This window comes from Bacillus sp. NPDC077027 (assembly GCF_050269555.1).
In the GTDB taxonomy this organism is placed as follows: domain Bacteria; phylum Bacillota; class Bacilli; order Bacillales; family Bacillaceae; genus Bacillus.
This window is the reverse complement of sequence record NZ_JBNNIO010000005.1, coordinates 191129-207911: the sequence shown is the minus strand read 5'-3', so window position 1 is coordinate 207911 and position 16783 is coordinate 191129. Positions and strand designations below refer to the sequence as shown.

Sequence of the window (16783 nt, the reverse complement as noted above, 5' to 3'; positions counted from 1 at the left end):
CCGCAGTCTTCTAGTATATAAGCGATACGTTGTTCCGGATAATCAGGATCAATGGGCACAAATGCCGCGCCAGCTTTTAGCACACCTAGCACAGCAGCGGTCATTTCAAGGGATGGATGTGTGAGGATTCCTACACGATCTCCCTGCGTGATGCCGAGTGTGAGTAACTGATTCGCTATTTGATTTGCCTTCGCATTTAGCTCCTCATAGGACCAACTGATGCCATTGAAGGAAACAGCTTTGCCAAATGGTGCACGGGCAACCTGTTGTTCAAAGAGGGCATGAACTGTTTCGGTTGTTGGGACGTCAAGCACAGGTCCATTCCATTCAGCAAGGAGATGAGCCTGTTTTTCTTTCGGTAATAATTGCGCTTCCGCCAATTTCACATGAGGATCAGTGAGAACTTGCGCTAGCAAGTGAAGAAAATACGCTTTCCATCTCATCACCGTCTCTTTTTTGAAAATGGACGTATTAAAATCAAAGACAAACTCAATTTGATCCGTTGTCTCCAAACCTGTTAAGGTCAAATCAAACTTAGCTGTTTTTTCTTCGTACAACTGAGGCAGGATTTGAAGCCCATCCATCTTCACATCTCGCAAATCAGCATTTTCCATCGAGAACACAACATCAAAGATGGGGTTTCGACTTGTATCTCGTACCGTTTGAACCTGATCTACAAGCTGTTCAAATGGATACGACTGATTTTCATAAGCTTCTAACACGATTTGTTTCACATGTTCTACAAAACCAGCAAACGTTGCACTGCCTTTTGGTTTTGTTCGGATCGCTAATGTATTCACAAACATGCCAATCACAGGTTGGACTTGCGAATGTACTCGTCCAACAATTGGTGAACCAATGATAATATCCTCTTGTCTGCTCAGCTTACTTAATAACGTACTGTAGCAAGCGAGTAGCAATGTATATGCCGTACTATTTAAAGATCGCGCCACATGATCCAAGCGTTGTTTTAACTCACCATCAATGGCGAACTGGAGACGATCTCCTTCAAACGTTTGAACACTTGGTCTCGGTTTATCTTCTGGTAATGCAAGCACAGGCAGCTCACCATTCAAATGCTCCAGCCAAAATGCCTCTTGTTTCTTTTGCTGGGCAAACTGTTCACCGTTATTTGTCCAAACAGCATAATCCTTATATTGAATCGGTAAAGACGGTAGCTGTTTCCCGCTATAAAGCTCTGATAGCTCATCAATTAAAATGCTGACAGAAGCACCATCAGAAATAATATGGTGCATATCAATGAACAAGTAATGGACCTCCGCTGATTTCCGCATAAGACCGATTCGGATTAGAGGCGCTTTTGCTAAATCAAATGGGCGTATAAATTGCGCCATCAGTTGATCAATGTCTGCATCTACTTGTGTGATATGCTCAATTTCAACCTTGACTTGCTCTTCAATACGTTGAACAATTTCACCGTCTATTAAATCAAAGGATGTACGCAAAGCTTCGTGTCGCTTCACAAGCTGATCCAACACTCCAGCAAATCGATGTTCATCAAATAATCCTTCAAGTCTCAAAATAGCTGGCATATTATAGCTCTTTTGTGCATGCTCTAATTGCTGAAGAACAAACAATCTTTTCTGCCCAGATGTGACAGGATAAAATGCTTGCTTAGGCACTTGTGGAATGGTCGAGACTTCTCCTTGCTCTGCTCGATCAATGAGTTTAGCAAAAGCCTCCAACGTTGGTGCCTGGAACAAGGCTTTTAAAGACAATTCCACTTGAAGTTGCTCATACAGCATATTCAACATCTTCATTCCACTTAACGAGTGACCCCCACTGTCAAAGAAATGATCATGTTTGCTGATCTTCGGTATTTCAAGAACCTCCGTCCAAATTGAAGCTAACACCCGTTCTGTCTCTGTTTGCGGTGCTTTATATTCCTTTTGATTCAATAAATTGTGATCTGGTGCAGGCAGTGCACGCCTGTCTACCTTTCCATTCCCTGTCAATGGAAGCTCCTCCAATTGTATAAACACAGATGGAACCATATATGACGGTAAATCAAGGGATGTATGCTCACGTAATTCACTATGTGACAACTCCCGATCTGCTGTTACATAAGCACAAAGAGCATCAAGTGAAATAGCTAGAACGACAGCTTCTTTTATATGTGGATGACGCAATAACTGATGCTCAATTTCACCAAGCTCAATACGCTGTCCACGAATCTTCACCTGATGATCCAATCTCCCAATAAATTCAATCCGTCCATCTAACAGCCACCTTGCCAAATCACCCGTTCTATACATTTTCTCACCTGGACGGAAAGGATGATCGACAAATTTCTCTTCTGTCAGCTCAGGCTGTCCATAGTAGCCTTTGACAAGTCCCTCTCCTGAAACACATAGTTCACCTGCTACACCCGGTGGCTGAACATGCCCAGCTTCATTTAAAATATAAACAGCCGTTTGGCTGACTGGCTTTCCAATTGGAATAGATACAGTATTTTCCTCTATATCATCTACCGGATAATAGGTAGTAAAAATAGTACTCTCAGACGGCCCATACATATGAAGCAGTCTGCCTTTTCCTATCTCAGAAAGTGCCGTTGTCACATGGGGAACAGAAGCACGCTCTCCACCAAAAAGAACCTTTCTCACGTTCTTGAGGCTATCCTTTTTCATATCAATTAATAAATGGAAAAGTGCCGTTGTAATCATTAGGATACTTACTTGCTCTTCCTCAATCGCATGAGTCAGTACATTCATATTCAGTACATCATCTTTAGGCAAGACGACGAGCTTCGCCCCATTCAATAAAGCACCAAAGAGATCAAACATAAAAGCATCAAACACATAATTGGATATACTCATCACCGTATCGTCTTTTGTGATGGTTAAATAATTAGACTGCTTGACTGTTCTTATAATGTTGCGATGAGTGACCATGTTGCCTTTTGGCATTCCTGTAGTACCCGACGTATACGTTAAATTCGCCAGATCTTCAGAGAAAAGATTTACATCTATATTGGTCATCGCTTCTTGAGAAATAGCTAATGACCCCGTCTCAATTATGGTGCCATGAAATGCCGCTAATACCGAGCGCTGACGTAGTGGTTCATGAGTAAGCAAGAACTGCGCACCACTATCAGTGAAAAAGTGTTTCACACGCTCTTCAGGGTAATCAGGATCAATCGGTACATATGCACCTCCTGCTTTGAGAGCCGCGAGAACAGAAATGACCATGTCTTCAGATCGTTCGAAGAATAAGGCTGCCTTCATCCCTTTTTCAAATCCAGCCGCTTGTAAATGTCTTGCTAGCTGATTCACGCGTTGATTCAGCTCTTGATAGGAGAGTACCGTACTCTTGAATTGAAGAGCTGGCTCAGTCAAATGCTGTTCAACCTGTGCTTCAAATTGCTGGACGATGGTCTCTTCCTTCGGATAAGGGGTAGGTAACGGATTCCACAACTGTAATTGTGCCGTTGCATCCTCTTCAGATAACAATCGATAAGAACGAAGCATTTCATTTGGCGCTGTCGCAATTTGCTCTAACAAATAAACATAATGTGATAGGATTTGCTCCGCAGTACCACGCTTAAACAGTGCTGTACTGTAATCTAGCATGAAGGACAGATGATCGCTTGATTCTACTGCTTGCAGGGTTAAATCAAATTTGGCAATATGAAAATTTGTTTCTTCCACCGCCACTTTCATATCGCCAATATACTGAACAGGCTGATCATCACTCATTATCGTAAACACAGTGTCGAAAAGTGGATTTCGACTAAAGTCTCTCTGAACATGTAGTTGTTCAATTAATCGCTCAAATGGATATTGCTGATTGTCAAATGCCTGCACGGTCGTTTCTTTCACTTGATCCAATAACTGGACAAAAGATGCATCCTGATGGACCTGTGACCGAAGTGCCAGTGTATTCACAAACATCCCTAGCATCTCATGTAAATCTGGATGAACACGTCCCGCTACAGGTGTACCAACAACAAAGTCTTCTTGTCCCGTGTATTTCGCGAGCAAGGTATAGTAGGCAGACAGTAATACCGTATAAAGCGTGGTATGTTGCCGTTTAGCGAGCTCTTGCAACCGTTGTTTAAGTGCACCGTCCACCATTTCTGTTACACGGTCTCCTTCAAAGGATTGAACTGCTGGACGCTGGAAATCTGTTAACAACTGCAAAACAGGTATTTCCCCAGAAAATTGATCGATCCAATACGTTTCCTCTTTTTTATAGCCCCCATCAGCCTGTTGCTGTTGCCATACCGCATAATCTTGATATTGCAATGGCGGTGCTTTTCTCTGATGACCTTGATAATCATCTGAAAGCTCACTTAACATGAGATCAATCGACATGCCATCTGAGATCAAATGGTGCATATCAAAAAATAACAGATGCTCTTGGTCAGACATTTGTCTCATCCCAATACGAAGAAGAGGCGCTCTCTCAAGGTCAAATGGACGGACAAATTGGGTCATGCTTTCTTCTATCGTGCCCCCCTGCATCAATTCCATCTCAAATTGGACGGATTGAGCCACACGCTGACGAGGAATTCCCTTGATCGTCAAAAATGATGTTCGCAACACATCGTGACGGGCAATCAGCTGATGGAAAGCATGAGCAAGCTGTTCATGCTGTAATTCACCCTCAATACGTACAACAGCAGGCATATTGTATGCAGTACTATGATCAAATTGACTCACCATGTATACTCGCTGTTGAGCAGGTGATAATGGATAATCATTGGCATTCGGCGCCTTTTCAATCTGATTATCACTTATAGAATCAGCATGATCGATATAGTCAGCAAGTGCTGCAACCGTCTGCTGTTCAAATAAAAATGATAGTGGGACATCTATATGAAACGTACGCTGAATGCTCGTCAGTAATTTCATTGCCTTTAACGAATGTCCACCAAGATCAAAAAACGAGTCATATACGCCAATTCGTTCATGATCAAGCACCTCTGTCCATATATGAATGAGCTGTGCTTCTGTCTCATTTCTCGGTGCAACATATGCAGTGGTAGATATTTTCTCTACTTTTAGTGTAGCAAGCGCATGCCGATCCACTTTCCCACTGATGGTTAGCGGAAACGTATCAACCTCTGTAAAATACAGTGGCATCATATATTCTGGAAGCTGGCTTTTCACCTGTGCTTGTAAGGTTTGAACAGAGACACCTTGGTCGTTTGCTTGGTAATAAGCACGAATCGCTTTTTCACCATCAGCCTCATCCAACACAAGTACAATTGCCTTCTCAACCCCATCCACTTGCTCAAGCACCGCTTCAATTTCACCCGTTTCAATCCGGTAGCCTCTCACCTTGACTTGATCATCTTTTCTCCCGAGATAATCAATCGTTCCATCTGGAAGCCACCTCGCGAGGTCACCCGTTCGATACATCCGTTCATTTGATACAAACGGATCAGTAGTGAAAGCCTCTTTTGTCAAATCAGGCTGATGTAAATATCCGCGCCCAACCCCTTTACCTGCAATGCATAATTCCCCAACTACCCCTTCTGCTTGCAATTGATCATATTCATTAAGGATATAAATGCGATGATGACCAAGAGGCTGACCAATAGACACATAACGTTGCTCTGACGCCTGCTGAAGCTCATTCAAATCAACGCGATGAACAGTTGCATCTACACATGTTTCTGTCGGACCGTACACATTGAATAATGTAAAGTTAGGCTGTTTTACATGAACTGCCTCAATGAGAGAGCACGCAGCTTTTTTCGGCAAAGCCTCTCCACCAATGAGCATATGCGTCAAAGCAAGACCTTCAAAGCTTTCTGCCGCTAGTAACAGCTGTACATGTGCTGGTGTGCCATCAGTTGCTTCAATTTGATGCTCTCTGAAATATGCCGCAAGATGAACACCATTTTTTGTTACCTCCCTTGGCACAATGTATAAAGTGTGTCCATACAAAAGAGCAACAAAAATTTGTTTAACAGAAGCATCAAAATGGAATGGTGCCAAAACTGCCATGTTTAGATGACTTGCCCCTGCATACACTTCATGATGTAACGCATGAACAAGATGATGAAGCTGACAATGCTCAATCATGACCCCCTTCGGCTTACCAGTTGTACCAGATGTATAAATCATATAAGCCAAGTCATGATGAGACACGTCATGTGTCAGCTCTGGAAGTGACAGCTCTGTGGTCAGCACATCTTCTAACACAAGGGCTTTATTTGCTAGAAATGGGTAACGACGAGCCGTTAACCCATCTGTCAAGACAGCAAGAGCACCTGAATCCTGTAAAATATACTGAATTCGCTCTTCAGGTAATGCCGGATCAATTGGCACGTAGGCTCCACCTGCTTTTAATACACCGAAAATGGCGATCATCGCATCCACACTTCTGTCCGTTAAAATAGCGACTGGTACGCCTGGGGCAACCCCTTTTGACTGAAGAAGACGAGCCAGCATCGTTGCATCTGCATGTAATTGACCGTATGTCCGTTTACCGTCATCAGCAACTACTGCCAAACGGTCCGAATGCTGAGCTGCAATATCATCAAACAAATGATGGACAACTTGCGTTGGCGGAAGTGAAAATGGTTGTTTCTTTGAAAAATGTAAAACCTGAGCTTTTTCATTCTCTGTTAAAAATGACAATGTTCCAATGGATCGATTCGGATGGGCCACTGCATCCTCCATCAGAAGGGTTAATCGCTCAAACATGAGGGCCATCTCTTCATGACTGAAAAGATCCGTTCGATAATCAAGATCAATCGTTAAAGTGTCCGTATCCCAGCGATCCTTCACATGAATCGATATATCATTCATTCCACTGCCACCGAAAATGGGCTCAGTGATAAACGACAAATTCTCTTTCTTCTGCCATTGCATCACCTGATATTCTAAAGAAATATCGAATAGTCGACTCGTATATCCCTCTCTTTCACGTAAATCATTCATAAGCAGGTTATACGGATATTTCTGATGACGAAGCACCCTCATTTGATCTGCCATGACCTCTTTCACAAAGCTGATAAAACAGTTTGAACCATCAAGTTTCGCCCGCATCGGAATCGTCGAAACAAACATGCCAACCATTTTCTTCTCCTTGGCATTTGTCCGATTTCCCATGAACGTCCCAAGCACAACATCATCTCGACCAGTCAAACGATATAAATAGATATACAGAGCTGACAAAAAGAATGCCAACATACTGATGTTCTGCTCCTCACAAAAATCTCGAAGCCTTTCTTTAAGAGAAGTTGATATATTTTTGGAAAATCTCTCTGCATTCAGACTCAGTTGATAGTCTTGATGTGGTTTCAAAGATGAATTTTCTGGTATTTCTGCAAATTGACGATTCCAAAAAGCTTTATCCTTTTGGAATCGTTTAGAAGACTCATAGGTCTCTTCGCTCACAATATGATCAACAAAAGAGATTTGTTCTAATTCAGAGACTTCAACGCCATGTAGCATCTCATGATATAAATTCATTAAGTTATTGCCCATGAGGATAATAGAAATGCCATCGGCAATAATATGATGAGCCTTGCAGAACAACCAGCACTCCTCATCGCTCATTTGGAAGACAGTGAATTCAATGAGACAGCTCTCGATTAATTCCATAGGCTGGCGAATTTGTTCATTCGCCCAAGCTGTGACATCGTCTTTGCTCCATCCTTTAACAATTTGAATGGGCATCTTTTCATATGCCTTAATATATTGAACAGGTTCCTCTTCAGCATCGCGATAGACGAGCCTCAAACGAAGAGAGTCAGTTCGGCGAACATACTCCTGAAAAACGTCAACGATCAGGGAAGGCTTTAGACCAGATTCTGACCTTAATTTCGCAAATCCACCTAAATTGGAAACGCTCGTACCAGGGTAAAATCTTTCTGTATAGAATACTCGTTTTTGTGCATGTGTTAAGGGATAATAAACAGTATCCATTCTCATCCTCCTGCCTCTTCTATGTTTTCTGCACCCCTGACGCCCAACACCCTCTATTCCAAAAGAACCAAGTCTATTTCATTAAAATAGACGAGACATTACCAAAAGAAGCCCACCCCGAATAAAACGGAGGGACTCCTGTTTCATATTCGGTAGCCTGCCGACCTTAGCAAATTTCACCTTAGGACATGGCTTTGCGTCTCTATGTTTCCATAGATTTGCCTTTTTCTTCTTTTCTTTTAGATATTTTCTATTTACGTTCACTTTATATGAAATTATTGTTTTTTTCACCGAAAAATGGGTGTAAAGATTCATGCGTTATCCCGAAATTATACTGGGTATATTTATGACAATTACCGAAAATAACTAAAAATAGTTGCGTTCAACCGAAATAAAACGACGAAATACCGCAAAAATTGCATGTTTTTTCTCTATTTACTTTATTTAGGCAAAGTATTTAGGCAAGAGGTCTCCTTTAAAAGACATCAAATTCTTAAATCTTTAGAACTATATTCCACGCCTTCTTGATATTTTTACCATTATTTTTTTATAAAAAAAGTGCCATCATTTAAAAATGATGGCACCTAGTTTCTTCATTATAATTTATATAACCTTAGACAAACCTATGGTCTTTTCAATAATAAGCAACGCAATGATAGAAATGATGATAAATATGACAGATATCGCATTGACACTTGGGTCAAATGTCTGCTCGATGTAATGAAATGTCCGCACAGGGATGGTGACCGTTTGCGGTGAAGAGACAAACAAGCTGATTGAAATTTCACCAAATGACGTAACCGCAGAAAACACACCCCCTGCAATAATACCTGGCTTTATCAAAGGAAGGGTCACACGGAAAAACGTCCGTATTGGTCCTGCACCAAGATTCATGGAAGCAAGCTCAAGCCGTGGATCCAAATTTGAAACACTCACGCCAACTGTGCGGACAACATACGGAAAGCCAATGATCATATGACCTATCACAAGTGCCCACAGTGACCCTGTAAAGCCCATGGCAGTAAACAAATAAAGCATCGCAATACCAAGAACAACTTGTGGAATCATTAAAGGCGATAGAATAAAGGCTTGAATCGCTTCTTTTCCTTTAAAAGAAAGTCGAGCCAACGCATAAGAAGCCATCGTTCCCAAGATCACTGTGAAAGGTGTAACGATGAAAAGCAGAATTAGACTAATTCGCAAAGATTCCATCCACTCAGGATTTGCCACAACTTCACTGAACCAACGAAATGACATAGAAGTTGGCGGGAATTCCGGAAAAGCATGAGGACTAAAAGCAGACAGCATGATGACCAAAACAGGGATGGTCAAAAATAGATAAACGAGTGAACCAGAAGTCCAGATTACAAACGAAAGCAAGCGGTCACTCAGCGATCGTTTACGCATGCATTCTCGCCTCCCATCTCTTCAAGAGATAACTAAGAATACTAACCACAACTAGAACACAAAGAAGCAACGTAAAGGACATGGCCGCTGCCAAAGGCAAATTATACACTTGCATCACTTGCTGATAAATAGAGAGTGGGAGCAGAGGTTGCATACGCCCCCCTACTAATAACGGTGTAATATAACTCCCTGCTGCTAAGGAAAAAACGATAATGGCACCAGTAATCATTCCCGGAATCGTTAACGGCAACGTAACACAGAAAAAAGTACGCACCCTCCCTGCTCCAAGACTCATTGATGCCTGTCTTAGATTCCGATTCATATCAGTTAAGCTAGTCGCAATAGGCAGGACTGCAAAAGGCAGCATTACCTGAACATAAGCGATGATCACTGCATTCATGTTCCATAGCATAGATAGTGGTTCTTGAATGAAATGAAGGTCTAATAAGATTCCATTAATCAAACCGTTTTGTGATAGAAGAACAATCCACGCAAACGTTCTGATGACCACACTTGTCAGTAAGGGAGAGACGAGCAAAATATATAAAAAAGCCCGCAATCGTCTACTCGGCGCCCTTACAAGTAGGTAGGCGGCAGGATACGCCATTAATAAGCAAAGCACTGTCGTCTGAATAGCAACCCATATCGTACTCCCAATCGCCTTCACATAAGCACCTGTTGTAAACACATGAACATATTGCGACAAGCTATACGACTGTAACGTGTTCATCATAGAATCCACATCTCGAAAACTAAGCACAAACACCATCACCAATGGAACAAGCAAAAAGACAATGAGAAATAGCAATGCTGGCAGCAACATAAACCAATGAAAGCGACGATTGCTTTTTCTAGAGCGCATCATGTACACTCCTTTGAATCAAGGAATACTAAGTCCTCAGACTTCCACTTTACATGAAGAGTGTCACCTATCGTAGGCAATTTCGAGAAAGCCGAATCAGACGCATGCACCACTAGTTCACCTACATCAAAACCCACAGTTAATCTTAAAGAATGACCAATGTAACTAACATCCTTTAACATCCCTGTAGCATGATTCACCTGTTTTTTGTTTGACTCTGTTAAAATTTCAACCCGCTCAGGACGTAGCATCAATAACACTTTCTGCCCTTCTTCTTTTATTCTTTTTTCTTGAGCCTGCAACTGAATCGCTTGACCATTTGCTTGTTTGAGCTGCGGGACACTCCACTGATCTGTTGATGAATCATACTCAGCCTCAAACAAATTCACTTGTCCAATAAATTCGGCAACAAACCGATTTCTTGGCTGACGATATACTTCAAGCGGTGTTCCAATCTGCTGGATCTTTCCTTCACCAAGGATGCCAATGCGATCAGAAAGACTCAACGCCTCTTCTTGATCATGTGTGACCAGAACAGTCGTAATCCCAACACTTTTTTGAATATTGCGGAGTTCTGTCTGCATATTTTTTCTTAACTTTGCATCGAGATTGCTTAACGGTTCATCAAGTAAAAGGACGGTAGGTTGAATAGCCAATGCTCTTGCAATCGCAACTCTCTGCTGTTGTCCTCCACTCAGTTGATGGGGCATACGCTTTGCATACCCCTCTAATTGAACAAGTGAAAGACTCTCCATGACTCGCGTCTCAATCTCTGCTTTTTTCTTTTTTTTCACCTTTAAACCATAGGCAACATTATCGAACACTGTCAAATGAGGAAACAGCGCATAGTTTTGGAAAACCATTCCCGTTTTTCTATGGTATGGAGGCAAACTCGTTACATTTTTTTCTCCTATATATACAACGCCAGCCGTCGGTTCTAGAAAACCCCCAATGATATTTAATAATGTTGATTTACCACAACCACTTGGGCCAAGGAGAGAGAAAAACTCTCCCTCCTTAACGATTAAGCTGACATCATCAATAGCAATATGTTCTCCAAAATGCTGACTGATATGATCTAGTTTAATTCCACTCATGTGATCACCTAGTTCCCTCCACCTAACACTTCATTCCATCGGTTTGTCCAACTACCGAGCTCCGAAGCTGCAGTTTCATAATCGACCCAAGTTAGTTTGCTATAATAATTTTCTCCAACCTTTACCTTTCCTTTGATTTTGTCATTATATTTTACGTCTGAATTCGACATTCCATAATAAGATTTTTCAGAGAATGCCTCCTGTGCTTCCTTGCCACTTAAATAGTTTAATAGTTCATAAGCAGTGTCTTGATGCTCACTGCCTTTTGTGAGAGTCCAGCTAGCAACTGCAGCAACTGCACCTTCTTTTGGATAGGCAAAACCAATATCTAGTCCTTCCTCTTCAAGTGCAAATACACGACCATCCCAATATGGAACTGCTAAAACATCGCCCCGTTCTAGCAATGTTTGAATAGAACCCGAATTGTCAGGAAAAGCGGCCACTTGTCCTTTTAACTGGGCAAGGCTCTTAAATGCTTTCTCTATATCTTTTGGATTTGACTCCGTGCCTCCTTGTGCATGAACAAGTGCAGAGAAAAATTGAAGTCCAGCAGAGTATGTCGGAGAAGAAATGGCAACTTTCCCTTTCAGCTGTTTACTCCATAAATCTGTCCAACTATTTGGCTCCTGTTTGATAAGATCCTTTCTATAAGCAATCCCAAGCTGTCCCATACTGAATCCTGCTGCGTATTGTTTTCCATCAACTGTTAATTTCTTTTGTACAGAGGAGTATAGATTTTTTACGTTCGGCGCTTTTTCTTCATTGATCGGCTCAATGACATTTGCAGCAATTCCTCTTTGAATCGTGTCAGGCTGTAAAATTAATAAATCGTAAGGTGGATTTTTTCCATTCGATGCTTTCAATTTTGTAAACCACTCAGAATCAGCTCCTGATACAGTTTGCACTTTAATTCCTGTGTCTTTTTCAAATTTTTGCAGGATAGGTTTAATGTTTTTCTCCCAATCGCCTCCATACACTCCAACGACAACCGTTTTCTGTTGTTTTTTGCTATCCTGTCCGTTTCCTCCGCACGCAGTAAGTAAAAGCACTGCCGATACAACGGTCATAAAAATTGCCAATAATCTTTTTTTCATCATTCATTTCCCCCTTTTTTTGATTTCAATTGCTCGAAGTGCCTCAGTTACATCTTCTCTCGTTAATGGGTCAACTCTTTTGATAAAATAAGCATGAACGGCATGTTTATAATGTGAACGCTCACTTGCTGGGTATGTTCTTAGACGAACCGCAAGCTCACTGCTGGCCTCGTCAGTCCATATCTTTTCATAAGCTTCTCTTTCATCACCAAAATCCCAAAATGAGGAAAAATCCATTTTCTCCTTTCCCTGTCGCATTTCATCTGTCTTCTCAACATCAATGAAAAATCCATCATCACTATTTCCATTTATAACGACTCCGTATTGTTGCAAGGCTCTCTTTTGACTTAGAAGTCCCGCCTCAACTTCATGAAGAACAAGTTCTTTCTGTCTAAGAAATGGGTCACCCCAACCTCCCCCACTAGGTGAAATGATTTTAACAACATCACCCTTTTCAAGACGAAGGACATCTATTTTAGGCTGCCTCTCTTCTTTTCCAAGTGCATCTAACCGACTCACCTGTCCAACCGTACCAGCTTTTCCACCATTCAGTCCCCAAGGTTGAAATCTCAAACGCTCCATACCACGTGCCGTTACCATTGATTCTGGCTTTAAAATTTCAAATGCCAAACCAATTGCATGTCCGCCTCTTTTTTTTCCAGCGCCTCCGGTATCAGGGATTATTTCATATCGATGTACATAAATATCAATATGCTGTTCCAAGCTTTCAATCGGTGTATTTTTTAAAAAACCTGATGCATGATCAATTCCATCAACACCATCCATATCCATTTGGGCACCGCCACCGCCACCCAAAGGTTCAACAACAGACATTTTTCTTCCGCCAGTTTGATCATCTGGCACTGATAGCACAACAATTGCTGATTGACCTGCACCTGCGGCTGGAACAGCATCAGGCAACAGTTTTCCAATCGCCCCGAGCACAACATTATAAAGCCTCATAGTAATCGAATGTCGAATTCCCACAGATGCTGGATATTCCGGATGTACAAGTGTTCCTTTTGGCGATATTACTTGTATTGGTGCAGTTATCCCTCCATTTATCGGGATAAATGGGTCTTTACTGATGATGTAGTTGATTAATCCTTGATATAAAAAAGAATGTTTAGAACCATTTGTCACAAGATTAAAAGCGGTTTTCACTTGTGGATCACATTCAGAGAAATCCAATATCAGCTCTCTTCCCTTTACAGTTAAAGCTACTTTGAGCCTAATTGGGACATTGGAAATCATGTCATCATCTAAATAATCAGCAAACTCGCTCGTACCATCTGGAATAGCGTCAATTACCTTTCCAGCACGATCTTCCGCTTGTTTCATTAGGTCATTCATCCCTTGCCTTACTTCACTTTTCCCAAACTTCCCAATCATTTCTTTCAAACGGGTTTCAGCAGTATTAACAGCAGCTATCATTGCATTGATATCTCCATCATTCAAATGACTTGCCCGGCTGTTTGCTCTGATTAAAGTACGAACTACTTTGTTTTCTTGACCTGCCTCGTAAATTTTTACAGGTGGTATTCTTAGACCTTCTTGATGAACATCTGTGGCAGTTGGTGAGATACTAGATGGCACAAGTCCGCCAACATCGCTCACATGCACAAATGCCCATGCGTAACTGATAATCTCTCCATCCATAAAAATCGGTTTGAATACATGAACATCGGGAAGATGTGTCGCCAAGCCATCTGTTGAATAAGGATCATTCGTAATGATGATGTCACCAGGTTGCATTGAACCGCTCTCTTCAATTGCTTTCTTTAAACTAAGACCTAAAAAAATCGTCACTCCAACGGACTTAGGATAAACATAGAAATCCCCTGTTGGTGTCGCCAATGCTGTTGCAAAATCAGCTGACTCTTTTACAAATGTCGTGAATGAAGTACGCTCAATCACATGACCCATTCCTGAAGCAATCGCATTAAAGTAACTGCGCATGATCTCAAGCTTTGCCGGATCAGTTGTCATAAGATCCCTCCTTTCGAGAAATGATCAGATTACCTGATGAGTCTATCTCACCATACCAATTCGGTAATACCAAAATGGTTGTATCACCTTGTTCAACAATCGCTGGACCTTCAAAATAAGAACCAAATGATAAGTCATTACGATGATAAATAGATGCTTCATATTGTTCTTCCTCTATGAATATCCTTCTTTTATGAGATGGAATTGCTTGTTGAATGATTGTCTCAGCAGATTCTTCGAATGGTAGCTGCGGCGTTTCACCTATCACTCGAACTCGTAAATGAGTAAACTCAATTTGTGCTTGATCATCTCTATGACCATATTGCCGTTGATGAACATGATGAAACGCATCTATGATTTTTTTTACATCTTTTTCATGTTGAAGCCAATCTACTGATAAAGGCAGCTCGATCTCAAAAGCCTGTCCTTGATAACGTGCATCTGCCAAAAATAAAATCGATGTCTTTTGAATAGGATGAACATCTTGATTGTTTAACCAATCACTCGCTTTTTTCGAGAGAGCATCAAAATCTTGTTTTAATTGTTCAATTGAGTATTCTTGAAGTAATATTTTTTTAGATAATACAGCATCATGTATGAAGTCAGCTGTTAATGCACCTAAAGCACATAATGTTCCAGGACTCGGTGGGATCACGATATTTTTTGCATGTATTTCTCTAGCAAGAAAGTTCGCAACGACAGGACCCGCCCCGCCAAATGCCAACAAACTAAAGTCTCTAGGATCAAAACCTTGTTGTTCCATTACATTACTAAGTTCAGTATACATATTCGCAACAGCGACTTGAATGAGTCGATCAGCAGATTCTTGAACTGATTTTTCAAGTTGTTCAGCTATCGGATGAAATGCCTTCTCAGCATTAGTGATGTGAAGTCTCAAATGTCCACCTGCAAAACTTTCTTCATTTAAGTATCCACAAAGTAGAAAAGCGTCTGTTAGCGCTGCTTTTGTTCCCCTTCCATACGATGCTGGGCCAGGATGTGATCCGACTGATTCAGGACCTGCCTTTAATAGACCACCCTGATCAATCCAAGCAACCGATCCGCCACCAGCCCCTATTGAGTACATAGCAACGGAAGGCAGAATAAGTGGGAAACCTGATAATTGATTAGACTGTGCCATTGAAGGCTTCCCACCTTGGATAATAGAAATATCAGCACTCGTTCCACCTACATCAAAAGTGATCATATTTGATTCTTTTGCAGATGCTGCAATTCTCGCTGCACCAATTACACCTGCAGCGGGTCCGGAAAAAAGCGTTTTAACTGGTGCTGAAGCAGCACTTTCAACATCCATTAATCCACCATTTGATTGCGTAATGTATGGTGCAATGTGTACACCCTCTTTTTCCAATCTACTTCTCAGTGTTTGAAGATACTGTTTCACCTTTGGCTGTATATATAGATTAACGACAGCCATAATCGTCCGCTCGTACTCTCGCATTTGTGGCCATAACTCAGATGATGTGATCACTACAAGGTGTGGATATTTGCTTTTTATATAAGCTTTTGCTTGTAATTCATGATGAGGATTTTGATAGCTATGTAAAAAAGAAATAACGATACCTTCTAACTTTTGTGATACTACCTGTTGAACGGCTTGATCTAATTGCTGAAGTTGGAGGCTTTTTTTCACACTGCCATCATGCAACATTCTTTCTGCAATTGGAAAGACATGCTTTCGTTCAATCAATGGCTCTGGTAAACGTGATTGAAAATCGTAAGGAACGGGAAGACGCAATCGTTGCAATGACAAAATATCTTGAAACCCTTCAGTAACAAAAAGTGCTATATATGCACCTTTTCTTTGCAATAATGTGTTAAGGCCTATTGTCATACCATGAACAAGATATTGGATCTGCCCTGGGTTTATACCTCTTTGTTTCAATACAGATAAACCATTGATAATTCCTTGAGCTGGATCGTCTGTAATAGTAGGTGTTTTTAGCTCTATTAATTCCCCAGTTGCTTCGTTTATTAATGATAAGTCGGTAAATGTCCCACCTATATCTATTCCGAGTCGATAAGAGACATCCGTCATTTGTACTTCCTCCCCACAGTGTAAAATGGCTCATATTTTGATAATTTACGACAATTTTTGATATTTTACTCCATATTAATAAAGCATATCGGTTTAGTCAATTTTATTTTTTCGAATTTTCTGTGTGTTAAAATCTCGAAATTAGCTAATTAAGCTGATAAACACTTATTTCCTTAGACTATCTTGTGTTTTTGAAACCTTAAAATGCAATTTTTTATTATTTTATAAAAATGATCAGGAAAACATAAATCTCGCATTTCACTTAAAATATGATTTTCATATTTTAAAATGCAATTTTTCAAATTCAGGGGAAATTGGCAAGTAATTCTGCTATACTTCTTTTTACTAACGCAACAAGAAAGAGAGCG

General features: G+C 41.0%; 7 protein-coding genes and 1 riboswitch. All 7 genes read right to left on the bottom strand.

From position 1 onward, the window contains the following. Window positions 1–7913, bottom strand: a 7913-nt coding sequence (locus tag ACQKEZ_RS16865; RefSeq protein ID WP_427302744.1) for an amino acid adenylation domain-containing protein, incomplete at its 3' end; no start/stop codon positions are given. A 142-nt stretch (window positions 7914–8055) separates the two neighbouring features. After that, window positions 8056–8140: riboswitch (cyclic di-GMP riboswitch) on the bottom strand. A 370-nt stretch (window positions 8141–8510) separates the two neighbouring features. Continuing rightward, window positions 8511–9314, bottom strand: a complete 804-nt coding sequence (locus ACQKEZ_RS16860) for an ABC transporter permease (protein ID WP_427302742.1) — start codon at window positions 9312–9314, stop codon at window positions 8511–8513. Further along, the gene (locus tag ACQKEZ_RS16855) at window positions 9307–10176 is read right to left on the bottom strand and encodes an ABC transporter permease (RefSeq protein ID WP_427302772.1); all 870 of its coding nucleotides are present in this window, start codon (window positions 10174–10176) and stop codon (window positions 9307–9309) included. The genes ACQKEZ_RS16860 and ACQKEZ_RS16855 overlap by 8 nt, the downstream gene beginning before the upstream one ends. Next, window positions 10176–11273 (bottom strand): ABC transporter ATP-binding protein, encoded by a 1098-nt coding sequence (locus tag ACQKEZ_RS16850; RefSeq protein WP_427302740.1) that lies wholly within the window; start codon window positions 11271–11273, stop codon window positions 10176–10178. Before ACQKEZ_RS16850 ends, ACQKEZ_RS16855 begins: the two co-directional genes overlap by 1 nt. 8 nt (window positions 11274–11281) lie before the next feature. Next, window positions 11282–12367, bottom strand: a complete 1086-nt coding sequence (locus ACQKEZ_RS16845) for an ABC transporter substrate-binding protein (protein WP_427302770.1) — start codon at window positions 12365–12367, stop codon at window positions 11282–11284. Between the two features lie 3 nt (window positions 12368–12370). After that, window positions 12371–14356: a hydantoinase B/oxoprolinase family protein gene (locus tag ACQKEZ_RS16840; protein ID WP_427302738.1), complete on the bottom strand. Its 1986-nt coding sequence runs from the start codon at window positions 14354–14356 to the stop codon at window positions 12371–12373. Next, window positions 14346–16415, bottom strand: coding sequence for a hydantoinase/oxoprolinase family protein (locus tag ACQKEZ_RS16835; protein WP_427302737.1), 2070 nt, complete (start codon window positions 16413–16415; stop codon window positions 14346–14348). The genes ACQKEZ_RS16840 and ACQKEZ_RS16835 overlap by 11 nt, the downstream gene beginning before the upstream one ends. Window positions 16416–16783 lie beyond the last annotated feature (368 nt).

Bases quoted from the DNA above. Each gene is read 5' to 3' on its own strand.
- ACQKEZ_RS16860 (WP_427302742.1), bottom strand. From the start codon at position 9,314: ATGCGTAAACGATCGCTGAGTGACCGCTTGCTTTCGTTTGTAATCTGG.
- ACQKEZ_RS16855 (WP_427302772.1), bottom strand. From the start codon at position 10,176: ATGCGCTCTAGAAAAAGCAATCGTCGCTTTCATTGGTTTATGTTGCTG.
- ACQKEZ_RS16850 (WP_427302740.1), bottom strand. From the start codon at position 11,273: ATGAGTGGAATTAAACTAGATCATATCAGTCAGCATTTTGGAGAACAT.
- ACQKEZ_RS16845 (WP_427302770.1), bottom strand. From the start codon at position 12,367: ATGAAAAAAAGATTATTGGCAATTTTTATGACCGTTGTATCGGCAGTG.
- ACQKEZ_RS16840 (WP_427302738.1), bottom strand. From the start codon at position 14,356: ATGACAACTGATCCGGCAAAGCTTGAGATCATGCGCAGTTACTTTAAT.
- ACQKEZ_RS16835 (WP_427302737.1), bottom strand. From the start codon at position 16,415: ATGACGGATGTCTCTTATCGACTCGGAATAGATATAGGTGGGACATTT.